Source organism: Anoxybacillus pushchinoensis (assembly GCF_900111795.1).
GTDB classification, from domain to species: Bacteria; Bacillota; Bacilli; order Bacillales; family Anoxybacillaceae; genus Anoxybacillus; species Anoxybacillus pushchinoensis.
The window spans coordinates 1-15,747 of record NZ_FOJQ01000012.1 but is presented as its reverse complement, the minus strand read 5'-3'; the positions used below and the strand labels follow the sequence as shown (position 1 = coordinate 15,747).

At 45.4% G+C, this 15,747-nt stretch carries 13 protein-coding genes; 3 read left to right on the top strand and 10 right to left on the bottom strand.

The window, feature by feature from the left end:
• Window positions 1-26: 26 nt before the first annotated feature.
• Window positions 27-728 carry a hypothetical protein gene (locus BM213_RS05070; protein WP_091701633.1) on the bottom strand — a complete coding sequence of 234 codons (702 nt, stop codon included), beginning with the start codon at window positions 726-728 and terminating at the stop codon, window positions 27-29.
• A gap of 140 nt (window positions 729-868) precedes the next feature.
• On the opposite strand from BM213_RS05070, the gene BM213_RS05065 reads away from it, so the two are divergent.
• Window positions 869-1,048, top strand: a complete 180-nt coding sequence (locus BM213_RS05065; protein WP_091701630.1) for a YjzD family protein — start codon at window positions 869-871, stop codon at window positions 1,046-1,048.
• A gap of 24 nt (window positions 1,049-1,072) precedes the next feature.
• Here BM213_RS05065 and clpB read toward each other — a convergent pair whose 3' ends face one another.
• From clpB to argC, 9 genes are all read right to left on the bottom strand, one after another.
• Entirely contained in the window at window positions 1,073-3,655 is a 2,583-nt protein-coding gene (clpB, locus tag BM213_RS05060; RefSeq protein WP_091701627.1) for an ATP-dependent chaperone ClpB, read from the bottom strand.
• Between the two features lie 85 nt (window positions 3,656-3,740).
• Entirely contained in the window at window positions 3,741-3,920 is a 180-nt protein-coding gene (locus BM213_RS05055) for a YjzC family protein (RefSeq protein WP_003395421.1), read from the bottom strand.
• 87 nt (window positions 3,921-4,007) lie between these two features.
• A complete protein-coding gene (gene argF / locus BM213_RS05050) occupies window positions 4,008-4,952 on the bottom strand; it encodes an ornithine carbamoyltransferase (protein WP_091701624.1) in 945 nt (314 codons plus the stop codon).
• Entirely contained in the window at window positions 4,949-8,053 is a 3,105-nt protein-coding gene (locus tag BM213_RS05045; protein ID WP_091701621.1) for a carbamoyl phosphate synthase large subunit, read from the bottom strand. The genes argF and BM213_RS05045 overlap by 4 nt, the downstream gene beginning before the upstream one ends.
• Window positions 8,046-9,113 (bottom strand): carbamoyl phosphate synthase small subunit, encoded by a 1,068-nt coding sequence (locus BM213_RS05040; RefSeq protein ID WP_091701618.1) that lies wholly within the window; start codon window positions 9,111-9,113, stop codon window positions 8,046-8,048. Before BM213_RS05040 ends, BM213_RS05045 begins: the two co-directional genes overlap by 8 nt.
• 49 nt (window positions 9,114-9,162) lie before the next feature.
• Window positions 9,163-10,320 carry an acetylornithine transaminase gene (locus BM213_RS05035; protein ID WP_091701616.1) on the bottom strand — a complete coding sequence of 386 codons (1,158 nt, stop codon included), beginning with the start codon at window positions 10,318-10,320 and terminating at the stop codon, window positions 9,163-9,165.
• A complete protein-coding gene (gene argB, locus BM213_RS05030; RefSeq protein WP_208601870.1) occupies window positions 10,317-11,081 on the bottom strand; it encodes an acetylglutamate kinase in 765 nt (254 codons plus the stop codon). The genes BM213_RS05035 and argB overlap by 4 nt, the downstream gene beginning before the upstream one ends.
• A 6-nt stretch (window positions 11,082-11,087) precedes the next feature.
• Window positions 11,088-12,314: a bifunctional ornithine acetyltransferase/N-acetylglutamate synthase gene (gene argJ, locus BM213_RS05025; protein ID WP_091701609.1), complete on the bottom strand. Its 1,227-nt coding sequence runs from the start codon at window positions 12,312-12,314 to the stop codon at window positions 11,088-11,090.
• 14 nt (window positions 12,315-12,328) lie between these two features.
• Window positions 12,329-13,354 (bottom strand): N-acetyl-gamma-glutamyl-phosphate reductase, encoded by a 1,026-nt coding sequence (gene argC / locus BM213_RS05020; RefSeq protein ID WP_091701607.1) that lies wholly within the window; start codon window positions 13,352-13,354, stop codon window positions 12,329-12,331.
• Between the two features lie 319 nt (window positions 13,355-13,673).
• Here argC and BM213_RS05015 point away from each other — a divergent pair, with 319 nt between their 5' ends.
• Complete coding sequence (locus BM213_RS05015; RefSeq protein ID WP_091701604.1) at window positions 13,674-14,792, top strand: RNA-guided endonuclease InsQ/TnpB family protein; 1,119 nt, start codon at window positions 13,674-13,676, stop codon at window positions 14,790-14,792.
• A 151-nt stretch (window positions 14,793-14,943) separates the two neighbouring features.
• Complete coding sequence (locus BM213_RS05010; RefSeq protein ID WP_091701601.1) at window positions 14,944-15,627, top strand: Crp/Fnr family transcriptional regulator; 684 nt, start codon at window positions 14,944-14,946, stop codon at window positions 15,625-15,627.
• Window positions 15,628-15,747 lie beyond the last annotated feature (120 nt).

The window sequence follows — 15,747 nt, the reverse complement described above, 5'->3', positions numbered from 1 at the left end:
AGAAAAAATCCCCACGCGTGTGGGGGCTATACGTCATTATACTGCTCGAAAAATGTATGGATCTCTTGCGCAAACGTATACTTTTTTTCAGGCAAATGATACGAAACAGGTACGCCAAACGCCTGGGCGTACGCCCTCGCATGAATCGTCGGCGGATAAGGATTGACGCCGGACACTTGCCAAATTTTTACCGGTACAACAGGCGGTTTCGGCTGCTGTATATGACGTTCCATGTCCTCTTCTCCGTACGCTTGTTTCAACTGCCGCATCAACCGTTTATAAAAAAATTTATGTTCTTTTTCATATTGCAGCTGGTCATGTAAATATATGCAAGGATTCAATAACGCCACCGCTCGTATATGATCGCCTACATCATCCATAAAAGGCAATGCGACAAGCGCACCCATTCCTTCTGCCAACACGTAAATGCGCTCATTTAAAATTTCTGTTTTTAGCACATAATACATAAGCTGTTTGGCTAATTTCACCGCTTTTGGACTGCCCCAGTTCGCACCGTACAAATGGGAATAAAAAATCGTGTACCCACGTTGTAGTAGTTCATGTAACAGCTTGTTTTTTCCAGCATGTTGTATCCATAAGCTCGTTTCGTCATCGACAAAATGAGACACATCCCCTAAAATCAATAAAGCAAATCCGTTCGGTCGATCTGGAATATGAATCGCACACCATTGCTCGCTAAATTGGAAAAATCGTTGCTTCGCTGCCATCGCTGTCCACCTTACGCACATCATTGTACAATATATCGTATGCGTTTTTCTTTCTTACGTACTAGGCGTTACAATTTTTTCGTTTTCGCCCATCAAACATTTATGTTAAGATAAAAAAGAGTGTAAAAGGAGGGAGTTACATGCGCATTTTTTGGACGTTTTTTTGGACGTTTTTATTAATTAACATGGTGACATACGTCGTCAGCTCAATGATTGGCGTCGCTTATCATTTCTCAACGGGCACGACGCTCGCCGTCATTGCAACCGTTCTCATTATCGCAATCGCTCAACTTATTCCAAACGACCCTGTGCATCATTAAAAAGGATAAACGGCGTTCGTCCGTTTATCCTTTTTTTACGACTAATTCATTTCCTTCCACATCAATTGTGATCGTGCTGTAATCGGCGATATGCCCAGCGATCATTTCGCGTGCTAGCTTCGTTTCAATATGTTTTTGAATAAATCGCTTCAATGGGCGCGCACCGTATACGGCGTCAAATCCGTGTGTAGCGATGTACGTTTTCGCCTCATCTGTTAACGTCACTTTAATATGGCGTTCGGCGAGCCGCTCTTCTAGCTGTTTCATAAACTTATCTACAATCCCTTTCACTTCACGTATCGTTAACGGTTTAAACAAGACGATATCGTCAATGCGGTTTAAAAATTCTGGGCGAAAATGCATCCGCAATTGTTTCAACACTTGTTCGCGCGCTTCTTCACTTACGTCTCCGTGCGCATCGACCGCTTCTAACAACGCATGTGAGCCGATGTTTGACGTCATAATGACAACCGTATTTTTAAAGTCGACCGTTCTTCCTTGCGAGTCAGTCATGCGGCCGTCATCGAGCATTTGCAACAAAATGTTAAACACTTCTGGATGCGCTTTTTCCACTTCATCAAACAAAATGACGGAATACGGTTTTCTGCGCACCGCCTCCGTTAACTGCCCACCTTCTTCATAGCCAACGTATCCCGGTGGGGCGCCAATTAAACGAGACACCGCATGTTTCTCCATATATTCCGACATATCGATGCGAATCATTTGTTGTTCGCTATCGAAAAGCGCCTCGGCTAACGCTTTCGCTAATTCCGTTTTCCCAACGCCTGTCGGACCGAGGAAAAGAAATGAACCGATCGGACGATTCGGATCTTTCATGCCCGCACGCGCGCGCAACACCGCATCGCTCACAAGTTCCACCGCCTCATCTTGCCCGATGACGCGCTCATGTAAAATATCGGCTAAGCGTAACAATTTTTCACGCTCACCTTCAACAAGTTTAGTGACTGGAATGCCTGTCCATTTTGATACGATCGATGCGATTTCTTCTTCTGTCACTTCTTCACGCAACAATCGTCTTTCTTTTTCGCTTTGTTCAAGTTGCTTTAATTGCTTTTCAAGTTGCGGAATGCGGCCGTGGCGCAATTCTGCCGCTTTATTTAAATCGTAGTTGTTTTCCGCTTCTTCTAGTTCGCGCTTTGCTTTTTCTAACTGTTCACGGAGCGCGCGCACGTGTTGAATCGCTTCTTTTTCTTTTTCCCATTGCGCTTTCATCGCGTTTGCTTTTTCGCGCAAATTCGCAAGTTCTTGCGACAACGCTTGTAAGCGCTGTTTACTTGCTTCATCTTGTTCTTTTTTCAGCGCCGCTTCCTCAATTTCAAGCTGCATCATTTTGCGCATAACTTCATCTAACTCCGTCGGCATCGAGTCGATCTCCGTACGAATCATCGCGCACGCTTCATCGACTAAGTCAATCGCTTTATCAGGCAAAAAGCGGTCAGAAATGTACCGATCAGATAACGTCGCTGCCGCAACGAGCGCCCCATCATGAATGTTTACCCCGTGATGAATTTCAAACCGCTCTTTTAAGCCGCGCAAAATCGAAATTGTATCTTCGACGGTCGGCTCTTGAACGAGCACTTGTTGGAAACGGCGTTCGAGCGCTGGGTCTTTTTCAATATATTGACGATACTCATCAAGCGTCGTCGCTCCAATGCAATGCAATTCTCCGCGCGCAAGCATCGGCTTTAACATATTGCCGGCATCGAGCGCTCCATCCGTCCGTCCTGCGCCGACGATCGTATGTAGTTCGTCAATAAATAAGATGATTCTCCCTTCGCTTTTTTTCACTTCGTTTAATACCGCTTTTAACCGTTCTTCAAACTCGCCGCGAAACTTTGCGCCAGCAATCAATGCACTCATATCTAGCGCAAAAATCGTTTTATCTTTTAACCCTTCTGGCACATCTTTTCGCACGATGCGTTGCGCTAATCCTTCGACAATCGCCGTTTTTCCGACACCCGGCTCACCGATTAAAACGGGATTGTTTTTCGTCTTACGTGACAAAATGCGAATGACACGGCGAATTTCGCTATCGCGGCCAATGACCGGATCAATTTTCCCTGCCTTCACTTCCGCTACTAAATCGCGGCCATATTTTTGCAACGCTTCATATGTCGCTTCTGGATGCGGACTAACCACCCGTTGATTCCCCCTTATTTCCATAATCGTTTGTAACAGTTTCGCTCGGTCGATGCCGTAGCGCGACAATATCGGTTTCGCCTCTCGATCGTCAACGAGCGCAAGAAACAAGTGCTCAACCGATATATATTCATCGTTCATTTGTTTCGCTTCTTGTTCTGCCCGCACAATCCATTGTTGTAGACGGCTCGTTACGTATATTTTCCCCGCTTCTGTGCTCGCGAGAACTTGCGGCTTTTTATTTAGCTGTTTATTCCACTCATCGCGCAGCGCGGAAATCGAAACGGACATTTTTTCACATATGCGCCGAGCAAGCCCGTCTTCTTGTTCTAACAACGCGATACATACGTGCTCGACGTCAATCTCTTGATGTTGCTTCTCCACCGCCAACGATTGAGCTCGCATGAACGCTTCTTGCACTTTTTCCGTCATTTGTTGCATATTCATCGTACTCACCCCTTTGACTTTGACTTTATTTGACCTTTTTCTATTATGTATTATAATGGCAAAGCCATCCTTGTGCAAGGATGGCTTACGGTTTCGGAAAGTATGTCCAAATGCGGTTATGGTTTGACGTTTCAGGGAAACGGTCACCTGCTTTTAGCTTCAATTTTTTCGGGTTTTTCACTTGGTCGCCAGTCTCGCCAATTTCAATATATATGCCGTTATTTGGCGCTTTTTGCCCCGGGCGAAAATGTCGGCTTTGTCCCATCCGTACCCCTCCTCATCATTTGCTCATTTTATAATATGTCCTCTCCCCTGCAAAACGATGATGAGAAATAACGGCAAACGCTACAAACTACAGCAATGAAACGAGCAACGCTTTTTGGGCGTGAAGGCGATTGGCGGCCTGTTGGAAAATGTAAGACTGCGTTCCATCAATCACACCTTCTGTCACTTCTTCACCGCGGTGTGCCGGCAAACAATGTAAAAACATAAAATCGTCTTTCGCCTGTTGAACGAGCGCTTCATTCACTTGAAATGGGACAAAAATGTGCATGCGCTCGTTCGCCTCCGCTTCTTGCCCCATGCTTGCCCAAACGTCTGTGTACACCACATCCGCATCAGCAATTGCTTCGTACGGATCGTTTGTCACAACGATCGTCGCTCCGCTTTCGCTCGCCATTTGTTTCGCTTCATTGACAATCGCTTGTTTCGGCTCATATCCTTTCGGTGAAGCAACAGCACAATCCATGCCAACTTTTGCGGCAGCTAACATTAACGCATGCGCCATATTGTTGCCGTCACCGATGTAGGCGAGCTTTAACCCTTGCAGTTTTCCTTTTACTTCATAAATTGTCAATAAATCCGCAAGCGCTTGGCACGGATGGTCGTCATCGGTTAAGCCGTTAATGACCGGAATGGTCGCGTAATGAGCAAGCTCTTCTACTTTTTCATGCTCGAATGTGCGAATCATAATTCCATCCACATATTGCGACAGCACGCGCGCCGTATCGGCAATCGTCTCGCCGCGTCCAATTTGCAAATCGCGGCTGCTTAAATGAAGCGCATGCCCCCCTAATTGCACCATGCCGACTTCAAATGACACGCGCGTTCTTGTAGATGGTTTTTCAAAAATCATCGCCAACGTTTTTCCGCTCAACGGCGTATACTTTTCCCCACTTTGTTGCTTTCTTTTTAATTCAAGCGCTAAATGAAGTAAATATTCAATTTCTTTTTTCGAATAGCTCGCTAATGTTAAAAAATCTTTCCCTTTCAATTGAACGGTTGCTGTCGTATTCACTTTTTCACCACTTCTTTCATCATTTTTAACCATTGTTGAATCGAACATACGGAAAAATCGTCCGTTTGGAGTGCCTCGAAAAATAAACGGGCTGTTTCTTCTTCCGTACATACGAGCAAATGACGAGCGAGCGCCTGTTTTCTTCGCTGCACGCTTTCGTCATCGCGCATGAAACTAACAAACGCGAGCGCCTCTTTTTTCTCAAGCCATTGTTCAAACGGCTCATCCGTTACAACAGTCAAACCGAATCGTTTCGCCGCTTCGATAAGCGATGCGGCCTTTTCTGGCGCGTCCACATATATTTCATGCGCCCCTTTTTTCTTTACAAGGTACGGATAAAAGCTTTTTAACGCCGCTTCTTGCACTGTTTTTGCGATGCTAATTCCTTCCCCCGTCGATTTCATTTCTGGGCCAACGAGCGGATCGACTCCCGGCAATTTATATGTCGAAAAAACAGGGTATTTTAAGACAACATACGAGAGAGAAGGAGATTGAATGACGTATTCCGACAAATATTTCCCAAGCAATATGTTTGTCGCTAGTTGAACCATCGGCACACCTGTCACTTTGCTCACAATCGGCACCGTTCGGCTTGCGCGTGGATTGACTTCTAAGACGTATACTTCGCCGTTACGAACGATAAATTGAACGTTCATTAACCCTTTAAAATGAAGCTGTTTCGTTATTCGCTTTGCATAATCGATCATTTTCTTTTTCTCTTCTTCTGTAAACGATTGAGCAGGCAAGAGCGCATAACTATCGCCGGAATGGACGCCCGTTTTTTCGACATGTTCGATCATTGTCGGAACAAATACGTCATATCCGTCACAAATCGCATCGAGCTCCCCTTCTTTTGCGCGCATATATTCATCTATTAGTACCGGGTAGACAATTCCTTGTTCGATGAGCGAACAAAGCTGTTGCTCATGTTCAACAATATGCATGCCTCGTCCACCGATCACATACGACGGGCGGAGCAATAGCGGATAGCCAATATCATTGATCTTTTCCCATAATTCTGTCTCGTTCGTTGCCATCGTCCCTTTCACGTGCGGAATGCCGAGCGACTGCAACAACTCGTAAAAACGTTCGCGATCTTCCAGTTGATCGATCACGTCGCTGCTCATCCCGATGATTGACACGCCGTACGTTTCTAGCTTGCTTGCTAAATTAATGGCCGTCTGTCCGCCAAATTGCACGATGACCGCTTCGACGTTTTCCGCCTCGATCACATTTAACACATCTTCTACGGTTAGCGGCTCAAAATACAAGCGGTCTGCGACGGTGAAATCGGTGCTGACCGTTTCCGGATTGTTGTTTATTAAAATCGCTTCATACCCTGCTTGTTGCAAAGCGTACACGCAATGAACGGAGCCGTAATCGAACTCTACCCCTTGCCCAATTCGAATCGGTCCTGAGCCGAGAATAAGCATTTTCGGCTTGTCGCTCGCTTGCACTTCGCTTTCGCCAAAATATGTCGAATAATAATATGACGTTTCTGCTGAAAATTCTGCCGCACACGTATCGACCATTTTATAGGCGGGCACAATGCCGTATGCTTTTCTTTTTTCACGTACATCTTTTTCCTCAACATGCCATATATAAGCTAAATATGCATCGGAAAACCCTTTCTCTTTCAACGTGCGAAACGTTCGTTCATCTACCGTATCGAGCGTTATGTTTTTCGCCTGTTGTTCAAGCGCAATGAGCTGAGCAAAACGAGTTAAAAAATACAAGTCAATTTTTGTCCACTCATGTATTTCGCTCGTTGGGATGCCGCGACGAAGCAGCTCGAGTATAGCGAAAAAGCGGCGGTCATCCCCTTTTTTGATGATGTCAATTAACGATTTCGTCGACTCGTTCGCAAGCGCCGGTGAATGTAGGCCGATATGATCTAATTCAAGAGAATGAATCGCCTTTTGCAACGCCCGTTCAAAGTTGCGATCGATCGCCATCACTTCCCCGGTCGCTTTCATTTGCGTGCCGAGGCGACGATCGGCAAACGGAAATTTATCAAACGGGAAGCGCGGAAATTTCACAACAACATAATCGAGCGCAGGTTCAAAGCTCGCATACGTATGGCCTGTCACCGGATTCATTAATTCGGCAAGCGTGTAGCCGACCGCCAATTTCGCCGCCATTCTTGCGATCGGATAGCCAGTCGCTTTCGATGCGAGCGCAGATGAACGGCTGACGCGTGGATTGACTTCAATTAAGTAATATTTTTTGCTCGTCGGATCAAGCGCAAATTGAATGTTGCATCCGCCGACAACGCCAAGCGCAGAAATAATTTTAATCGCTGCCGAGCGCAACATATGATATTCTACATCCGTCAACGTTTGCGACGGAGCGACAACGATCGAATCGCCCGTATGAATGCCGACAGGATCAATATTTTCCATATTACAAATAGTAATGCACGTATTTGTATGATCGCGCATCACTTCATATTCAATTTCTTTAAAACCTGCCACGCTCCGTTCGACTAAACATTGCGAAATCGGACTTTCACGTAGCCCCTTCGCAACAATCTTTATAAATTCATCCATCGTTTCGGCGATGCCGCCCCCCGTTCCACCGAGCGTATACGCTGGACGAACGATAATTGGAAATCCGATTTGCTCAGCAAACTGCACCGCTTCTTCTACCGTTGTTACAATTTCACTTTCTGGCACAGGTTCATTTAATTCATACATTAAAGCGCGAAACGCTTCACGATCTTCCCCGCGCTTAATCGATTCAATCGGTGTGCCGAGCAAGCGGACGTTATATTTTTGCAAAATGCCTCGTTCGTGTAAAGCAAACGCTAAATTCAGCCCCGTCTGGCCGCCAAGCGTGGCCAATAGCCCATCGGGTCGCTCTTTCGCGATAATTTTTTCCATGCTCTCGACAGTAAGTGGCTCAAAATAGACGGCATCGGCATGCACTTCATCAGTCATAATCGTCGCCGGATTGTTGTTCGCTAAAATGACGCGATACCCTTCCTCTTTTAACGCTAAACACCCTTGCGTTCCAGAGTAGTCAAACTCCGCTGCTTGACCGATGACGATCGGACCAGAACCGATGACAAGAATGGAACGTAGCGTACAATCTTTAGGCATATACTTTCTCCTTTCTTGCTGCTTTCATCATGTCGACAAATTCGGCAAAAATAAATTGTGTATCGTTTGGACCAGGATGTGCCTCTGGATGGTATTGCACGCATAAAATCGGCTTCGTTTCATGAGCCACCCCTTCGACAGAACCGTCATTGACGTTTACAAAGCGAACGGAAAGCGGCGTATGCGCTAAACTTTCTGCCTTGACAACATAGCCGTGATTTTGCGATGTCATCCATACTCTTTTCGTTTTCACATCATATACTGGCTGATTGGCCCCGCGATGCCCAAACTTCAATTTTTCCGTATCTCCCCCATAAGCGAGCGAAACGAGTTGATGCCCAAGGCAAATCGCAAGCGTCGGGTAACGTTCGATGACCGCTAACACATTCGGCAAATAAGGCGACAATTGTTTCGGATCTCCGGGTCCATTTGATAACAAGACGCCATCAGGATCGAGCTGCTCTACTGTTTGTAACGTCGTATTGTACGGAACGACGGTTACACGACAGCCATGCTCCATTAACGAATGAACGATGGACTTTTTATATCCGAAATCAAATAAAACAACGTGCATGTCGCCACTTCCGTACGTTTCGACGTCCGATGTGCTGACGAGTGGAACAGGATGTTGTTCTTCCATTTGCACCACTGCCGTTTCACGTAACGAAATAACGGCAGGCATCGCCCCATGTTCTCGAATTTGTTTTACTAATGCTCGCGTATCGACGTGGCTAACGAGCGGAACGTTCCATTTTTGCAAATATTGTTTGAGACTATATGCCGCTTCGTAATGATAGCCTGTTTCCTCCGCTTCATAGACGATCACCGCCTTCACATGCGGATGTTTGCTTTCAAAATCAACTTCGTTCACTCCGTAATTGCCGATCAACGGATACGTAAACACGATGATTTGGTTTTTATACGATGGATCAGTCAACACTTCTTGATACCCTGTCATTCCTGTAAAAAAGACGACTTCGCCAGAAACATCCCCCGTCCACGCCGTTTCTAGTTTCCCAGCAAACGTTTTGCCGTTTTGCAAATGTACATACGCTTCCATGTTCACACCCCAAACGAATGTTTATTAAACAAAAAGAATTTTTATTCATTTATACATATAAAAAATCACGTTCATACGATGTTAACGCCTCTTGTAATATGTTGACTGCTTCATCGATCTCTTCCTTCGTTACGGTGAGCGGTGGCAATAAACGAATGACGTTCGGTCCCGCCGCTAAAACTAGCAGTCCTCTTTCATGAATATGCGGCAATATGTTTGTCACTTGTTCGTTGCACGCTATGCCGACCATAAGCCCCAACCCGCGCACATGCGTAACGATATGGATATGTTCAAGCACCTTTTTTAATTGCTCGTGAAAATACGTTCCTTTTTCACGCACGTCTTGTAAAAATGAAGGCTGTGTGACGATGTTAAGCGTCGCTTTCGCTGCTGCCATCGCTAAGGCGTTTCCGCCAAACGTCGAGCCGTGCACACCTGCGCTAAACGTCGGAATGACATGTTTTTTCCCGATCATCGCTCCGACAGGAAAACCGCTTCCTAATCCTTTCGCAACGGTAATGACATCCGGCGAAATATGAAACTGCTCGTAAGCGAACAACGTTCCCGTTCGCCCGATCCCTGTTTGCACTTCATCAACAATAAGCAATGCGCCATATGTTTGACAAAGCTGCTCTGCCGCCTGCAAAAACGACTTTTCACCGACGACGACGCCGCCTTCTCCTTGCACGACTTCCACCATGACAGCTGCCACCGTTTCGTCCATTTCCTTCTCAAGCGCATCAATATCGTTAAACGGCACATAAGCGAACGTCGGTAACAACGGACCGAATCCGTCATGAATTTTCGCCTGCCCTGTTGCCGACATCGTCGCAAACGTGCGCCCGTGAAACGACTGTTCACACGTAATGATTTTTGAGCGTCCAGTATGTTTACGTGCTAGCTTGATCGCCGCTTCGTTCGCCTCTGCCCCGCTATTGCAAAAAAACACCGCATCCCCGACGGAATGTTGAACGAGAAGGGAGGCAACTTCTTCTTGAAGTGGAAGATGAAACAAATTGGACACGTGCCATACTTCATTTAGCTGCTCCGCTAGCGCTTGCTGAACAGCGGGATGGCGATGGCCGAGATTGCATACCGCAATGCCGGCAATAAAATCGATATACTGTTTTCCGTCCGTTGCGATGATTTTCGTTCCTTCCGCTTTTGCAACGGTAATCGGAAACCGTTGATATGTTGGAAAAATCATACATACACCTCTTTCTTCATCATCGTTCCATGCCACGTGCCATGTTCATAAAATGGAACTTTTCCGCTTACGATGGCCACCTCATTGACCGAGTGAAGCGCATGAAGGGCAGCTTTCACTTTTGGAATCATCCCTCCTGAAATCGTCCCATCGGCAATCATCGCTTCAACCATTTGGGCTGTCGCTTCTTTGACAACTTCGCCATTGTTTAAAATGCCGGCGACATCCGTTACAAAAACGAGTTTGTCAGCCGAAAGCGCCTGCGCTATTGCTGCCGCCGCCGTATCTGCATTAATGTTATACGTTTGACCATGTTCATCTACACCGATCGGCGCGATGACAGGAACGTATGCGTGGCGCAACAACGTATGGATAATATGCGCGTGAACGTGTACAACTTCCCCAACATAACCGAGCGTTTGTACATCGATCGGTTTTGCTTGCAACAACTTGTCATCAACACCCGATAACCCTACCGCGCGAATGTCATTTGTTTGTAAAAGAGAGACGAGCGTTTTGTTCACCTTTCCATTTAACACCATTTCTACAACGTGCAACACTTCTTTTGTCGTTTTCCGCAATCCGTTAACAAATTCGGACGGAATGTTCAGCGCGTGAAGGAGCTGCCCGATATCCGGACCACCTCCATGGACGATGACAACATCTATTCCGCTTCTTCTTAACTGTTGCACGCTCGTAAAAAAGGCTGGGGATAATTCATGAAGCACGCTACCGCCGCATTTGATCACAATCACACTCATTCCCCCTTACGTCCGATAGCTTGCATTAATTTTAATGTAGTCGTACGTTAAATCACAGCCCCACGCGACGCCTTCCCCGTCACCGACATGCAAATCTACCGTAATGACGACAACGTCTTCCATTAAAGCTGCTTTCGCTTCTTCTTCACAAAACGGCACCGGTTCGCTCTGCTTTAACATGTGAACTGAACCGATCCATACGTCCACATCGTTCGGGTTGACGAATGCCCCGCTATGACCAATCGCTCCGATAATGCGTCCCCAATTCGCATCCGCCCCGTATACCGCTGTTTTCACTAAATTCGAACCGACAATATGTTTCGCGGCCCATTTCGCTTCTTCGTCTGTCCGCGCTCCTTTGACGCGCGCTTCAATTAACTTCGTCGCCCCTTCTCCGTCGCGGGCAATTTGTTTTGCTAAATGTTCGCACGTTTTACGAAGAGCTTCATAAAAATTCGCCCAATCGGGATGCTGAGGAGAAAGCGGCTCGTTGCCCGCTAATCCGCTCGCCATGACGATCACCATATCGTTCGTTGACGTTTCGCCATCGACGGTAATTTGGTTAAACGACACGTTTGTAATCGAGCGAAGCGCATGTTGTAGCACGTCTGACGGAACGTTCGCATCGGTCGTAATGAAAGCAAGCATCGTCGCCATATTCGGATGAATCATCCCCGATCCTTTCGCCGCTCCCGCAACCGTCACAACTTGGCCGTCGATCACCGTTTCATAACACGTTTTTTTCATGACAAGATCGGTCGTTAAAATGGCTGTTTGAAAATCGACCGCCCCGCTCCATTGTGCCGTCGGTTCAAGCTTCGGAATGCTCGCGCGAATTTTTTCGATCGGTAACCGTTCGCCGATCACTCCCGTCGATGCGACAGCGACGAGATGTTCATGAAGCCCGAACGCTTCCGCACACCATTTGCGCATGTCGTACGCATCTTTTAGCCCTTGTTCGCCCGTACATGCGTTAGCATAGGCGCTATTGACGATAACGGCTTGCAACTTATTTTCAACAGCGATGCTCTCTTTCGTCACTTGTAACGGAGCAGCTTGAAACACGTTTTGAGTGTATACAGCTGCACATGAGGCTGGCACATCGCAAACGATCACACCTAAATCTTTTTTCGTATAACGCAATCCTGCATGAATGCCAGCCGCGCGAAAACCTTTTGGCGTTACAATTGTTCCATCTGCCATATATTTCACTTTTTCTTCAACGATCATCATTTTTTCCACCTCTTTTACGGATACATAGGCATCGATGTCAACCCGGTTTGTTCGTCCCATCCACACATGACGTTGGCGTTTTGAACGGCCTGCCCTGCCGCCCCTTTAACTAAATTATCGATTACGCTCACAACAGTAATGCGATTTGTTCGTTTATCGTAAGCAAGCCCAATATCGCAATAGTTCGAACCGTACACGTCTTTCGTACACGGAAAAGATCCTGCCTCCCGAACGCGTACGAACGGGCAATGTTTATACGTTTCTTTGTATAATTCTATTATTCTTTCAAGCGACAATGGGCGCGCGGCTTCCGCATACATCGTCGCCATAATGCCGCGCGTCATCGGAATTAAATGGGTGCTAAACGTCACCGGATCCATTTGTTCATTCCAGTCGCATAACATTTGTTCAATTTCAGGAATATGTTGATGTGTATTCACTTTGTATATTTTTACGTTTTCATTCGTTTCCGAAAAATGAACGCCAAGGGATACTCCTCGTCCTGCGCCGGACACGCCCGATTTCGCATCTATAATGACGCGATGCGGCACGATCCATTTTTCAATGACGAGCGGTGCTAACCCGAGCAACGTCGCTGTCGGATAGCAGCCTGGATTAGCGATTAAGCTCGCCGTCGCAATGCGGTCGCGATTCCACTCGGTCAGCCCGTACACCGCCTGTTTTAGTAGCTCCTCGTTCGGCGCCTGCCTTTTATACCACTTCGCATAGACGCTCCCGTCACGCAAACGAAAGTCTCCAGATAAATCAATGACTTTATACCCTGCCGCAAGCAACTTTGGTGTCCATTCGCTCGATACACCGGGCGGCGTCGCTAAAAAAACGAGATCGCCCTCTATATCATCCATACGAAGATCGCGCAAAACAAATGAACCTTCCATATGCGGATACACATCACGAAGCGAAACACCTGCTTGTGAAGATGAATGAACGGAAACGACGCGCATGTACGGATGATGTTGCAATAAGCGAACGAGCTCAACTCCTCCATAGCCTGTCGCTCCGATAATGGAGACTTTCATTTCCCCGTTCCCCACTTTCTATATATGTTGTAAATTTAGTTATCATTATAATACTGCATAAAAATAAAATCAAATGTATATTTAAATATTTTTTATTTTTATGTTCCATATATTGACGTCATCTTTTTTTTTCTTTTTAACATCATTTCCGAAAGAAGTCCCCAACTTCAAGCGTGTGAAGGGCGATAGCCCAACGATAAGTGGGGAGATGAATTTCGGTTGGCGTTAGCCAAAGATTTTGTCATAATCAGTATTAGATATATAAGAGAGTTGATATTATTAATATTGAAAGTCAAGGGCTGAAGTGAGGTGAATTGGTATGACCAAGCAAAACAAAGCATTCAAATTTCGCTTATATCCAAATAAAGAACAGGAAGAGTTATTGGCAAAAACGTTTGGCTGCGTTCGTTTTATCTACAACAAGATGCTGGCAGAACGTAAAGAAATATATGAAAAGTTCAAAGACGACAAAGAGGCGCTTAAAGAACAAAAGTTTCCCACCCCAGCGAAGTATAAGAATGAATTTCCGTTCCCAAAAGAAGTGGATTCTTTAGCTTTAGCCAATGCACAAATCCATTTACAAAATGCTTATGAGAACTTTTTTGAAGGTCGTGCAGAGTTCCCTAAATTCAAGACCAAGAAAAAGAAACAATCTTACACAACCAACATGGTCAACGACAATATTAAGCTAGAGAATGGTTATATCAAACTGCCAAAAATCAAAAAGCCAATAAGAGTGAAACAGCATAGAGAAATACCTGCTGATTACAAAATCAAATCTTGTACAATTTCTAAAACAAAGACAGGTAAATATTATATTTCGATTTTGACAGAATATGAGAAAAATATCAGTACAGTAAAGATTCAGAAAGTAGTTGGTTTAGATTTTGTGATGGATGGTCTATATGTCGATAGTGAACGAGGTGAGAAAGCCAATTACCCACGTTACTATCGTCAAGCTTTAGACAAATTAGCAAAAGCACAACGAATACTTTCCCGAAGAAAGAAAGGTTCTACAAGATGGGAAAAACAACGTCTGAAAGTAGCTAAGCTGTATGAAAAGACAGCTAATCAGCGCAGAAACTTTCTTCATCACAAGTCAAAAGAATTAGCCGCAAACTATGACGCTGTGATTGTTGAGGACTTAGACATGAAAAGCATGTCTCAAGCCCTCAACTTTGGAAAAAGCGTTCATGATAACGGCTGGGGTATGTTCACCACTTTCTTGGAATACAAGTTAAAAGAACAAGGAAAACAGCTTGTAAAAATAAGCAAATGGTTTCCCTCGACAAAAAAATGTTCCCGTTGTGGAAACGAAAAAGAAATGCCATTGTCCGAACGTGTATATAAATGTATTTGTGGCTTAGTATTAGACCGTGATTATAATTCAGCAATTAATATCAAAAAAGAAGGATTGTGCTTGTTAGCATTAGCATGAAAATACAAACTCCTGGAACAGGAGGGTTAGCTCGGTCAATTTTCTGTCATGAGACAGGATTACCCGAGAAGCCCCCACTTCAAGCAACTCGAAAGGGTGGTAAGTGGAGGGTAGTTCACTGAAACTAGAGAACAGTAAAGGTGGTTATTGTATGACTATTCAACCGATCTCCTTATCCGACCTTCTTTCCTTTCCTCATCATATGATCGATATGCAAAAAGGAGAATATGTGTTTCGGGAAGGAGAAGTGGCGAGCGAACTATATGTCGTATGTGCAGGAAAAGTGCAGTTGAGCAAAACGACAGATGAAGGGCGCGAACTATCGCTGCGCATTTGCGAGCAAGGGGATGCGTTCGGGGAGATCGTTCCGTTTCAATTGGCGTGCACATGTACGGTAAGTGCGAAAATGGTGGAAGCGGGGACGTTAGCTGTCATTCATAAACAACAAGTCGAAGAACGATTGTTGCTCGATCATGCGTTTGCGTTGCAATTTATGCAATGGCTCAATTTACAACTGCAACGGATGCAAACGAAAATACGCGATTTAATTTTACACGGAAAAAAAGGAGCGCTCTATTCTACGCTCATCCGCCTCGCGAACAGTTACGGCGTTCAAACAGAAGACGGCATTCTCATCAACGTTCCGATAACAAATCAAGAACTTGCCAACTTTTGCGGCAGCGCGCGCGAAGTCGTCAGCCGATTATTAAAAGAGTTAAAAGAGCTAAAAATCATCTCTGTCCACAAAGGAAAAATAACGATTCACGATTTGCAGTTTTTAAAAGATGAAATTCGTTGCGAAGGTTGCCCCATTGACGTATGCAATATGAATTGAACTACCACTAGGCTAAAGCCATAGTGGATTCCTACGAACACCGAAAGTTTTTTCGGTTATTTAGTAGGCGATCCCCACAGTTCCTGCGGTTAAGAAGCCTAATCGCTTCGTTTTTAATAT

What these genes read in the sequence shown, in the direction of transcription:
- argJ (WP_091701609.1), bottom strand. Translation starts at nt 12,314, where the DNA reads ATGATGATCGTTGAAGAAAAAGTGAAATATATGGCAGATGGAACAATT.
- BM213_RS05065 (WP_091701630.1), top strand. Translation starts at nt 869, where the DNA reads ATGCGCATTTTTTGGACGTTTTTTTGGACGTTTTTATTAATTAACATG.
- BM213_RS05070 (WP_091701633.1), bottom strand. Translation starts at nt 728, where the DNA reads ATGGCAGCGAAGCAACGATTTTTCCAATTTAGCGAGCAATGGTGTGCG.
- BM213_RS05015 (WP_091701604.1), top strand. Translation starts at nt 13,674, where the DNA reads ATGACCAAGCAAAACAAAGCATTCAAATTTCGCTTATATCCAAATAAA.
- BM213_RS05040 (WP_091701618.1), bottom strand. Translation starts at nt 9,113, where the DNA reads ATGGAAGCGTATGTACATTTGCAAAACGGCAAAACGTTTGCTGGGAAA.
- clpB (WP_091701627.1), bottom strand. Translation starts at nt 3,655, where the DNA reads ATGAATATGCAACAAATGACGGAAAAAGTGCAAGAAGCGTTCATGCGA.
- BM213_RS05045 (WP_091701621.1), bottom strand. Translation starts at nt 8,053, where the DNA reads ATGCCTAAAGATTGTACGCTACGTTCCATTCTTGTCATCGGTTCTGGT.
- argB (WP_208601870.1), bottom strand. Translation starts at nt 11,081, where the DNA reads ATGAGTGTGATTGTGATCAAATGCGGCGGTAGCGTGCTTCATGAATTA.
- argC (WP_091701607.1), bottom strand. Translation starts at nt 13,354, where the DNA reads ATGAAAGTCTCCATTATCGGAGCGACAGGCTATGGAGGAGTTGAGCTC.
- BM213_RS05035 (WP_091701616.1), bottom strand. Translation starts at nt 10,320, where the DNA reads ATGATTTTTCCAACATATCAACGGTTTCCGATTACCGTTGCAAAAGCG.
- BM213_RS05010 (WP_091701601.1), top strand. Translation starts at nt 14,944, where the DNA reads ATGACTATTCAACCGATCTCCTTATCCGACCTTCTTTCCTTTCCTCAT.
- BM213_RS05055 (WP_003395421.1), bottom strand. Translation starts at nt 3,920, where the DNA reads ATGGGACAAAGCCGACATTTTCGCCCGGGGCAAAAAGCGCCAAATAAC.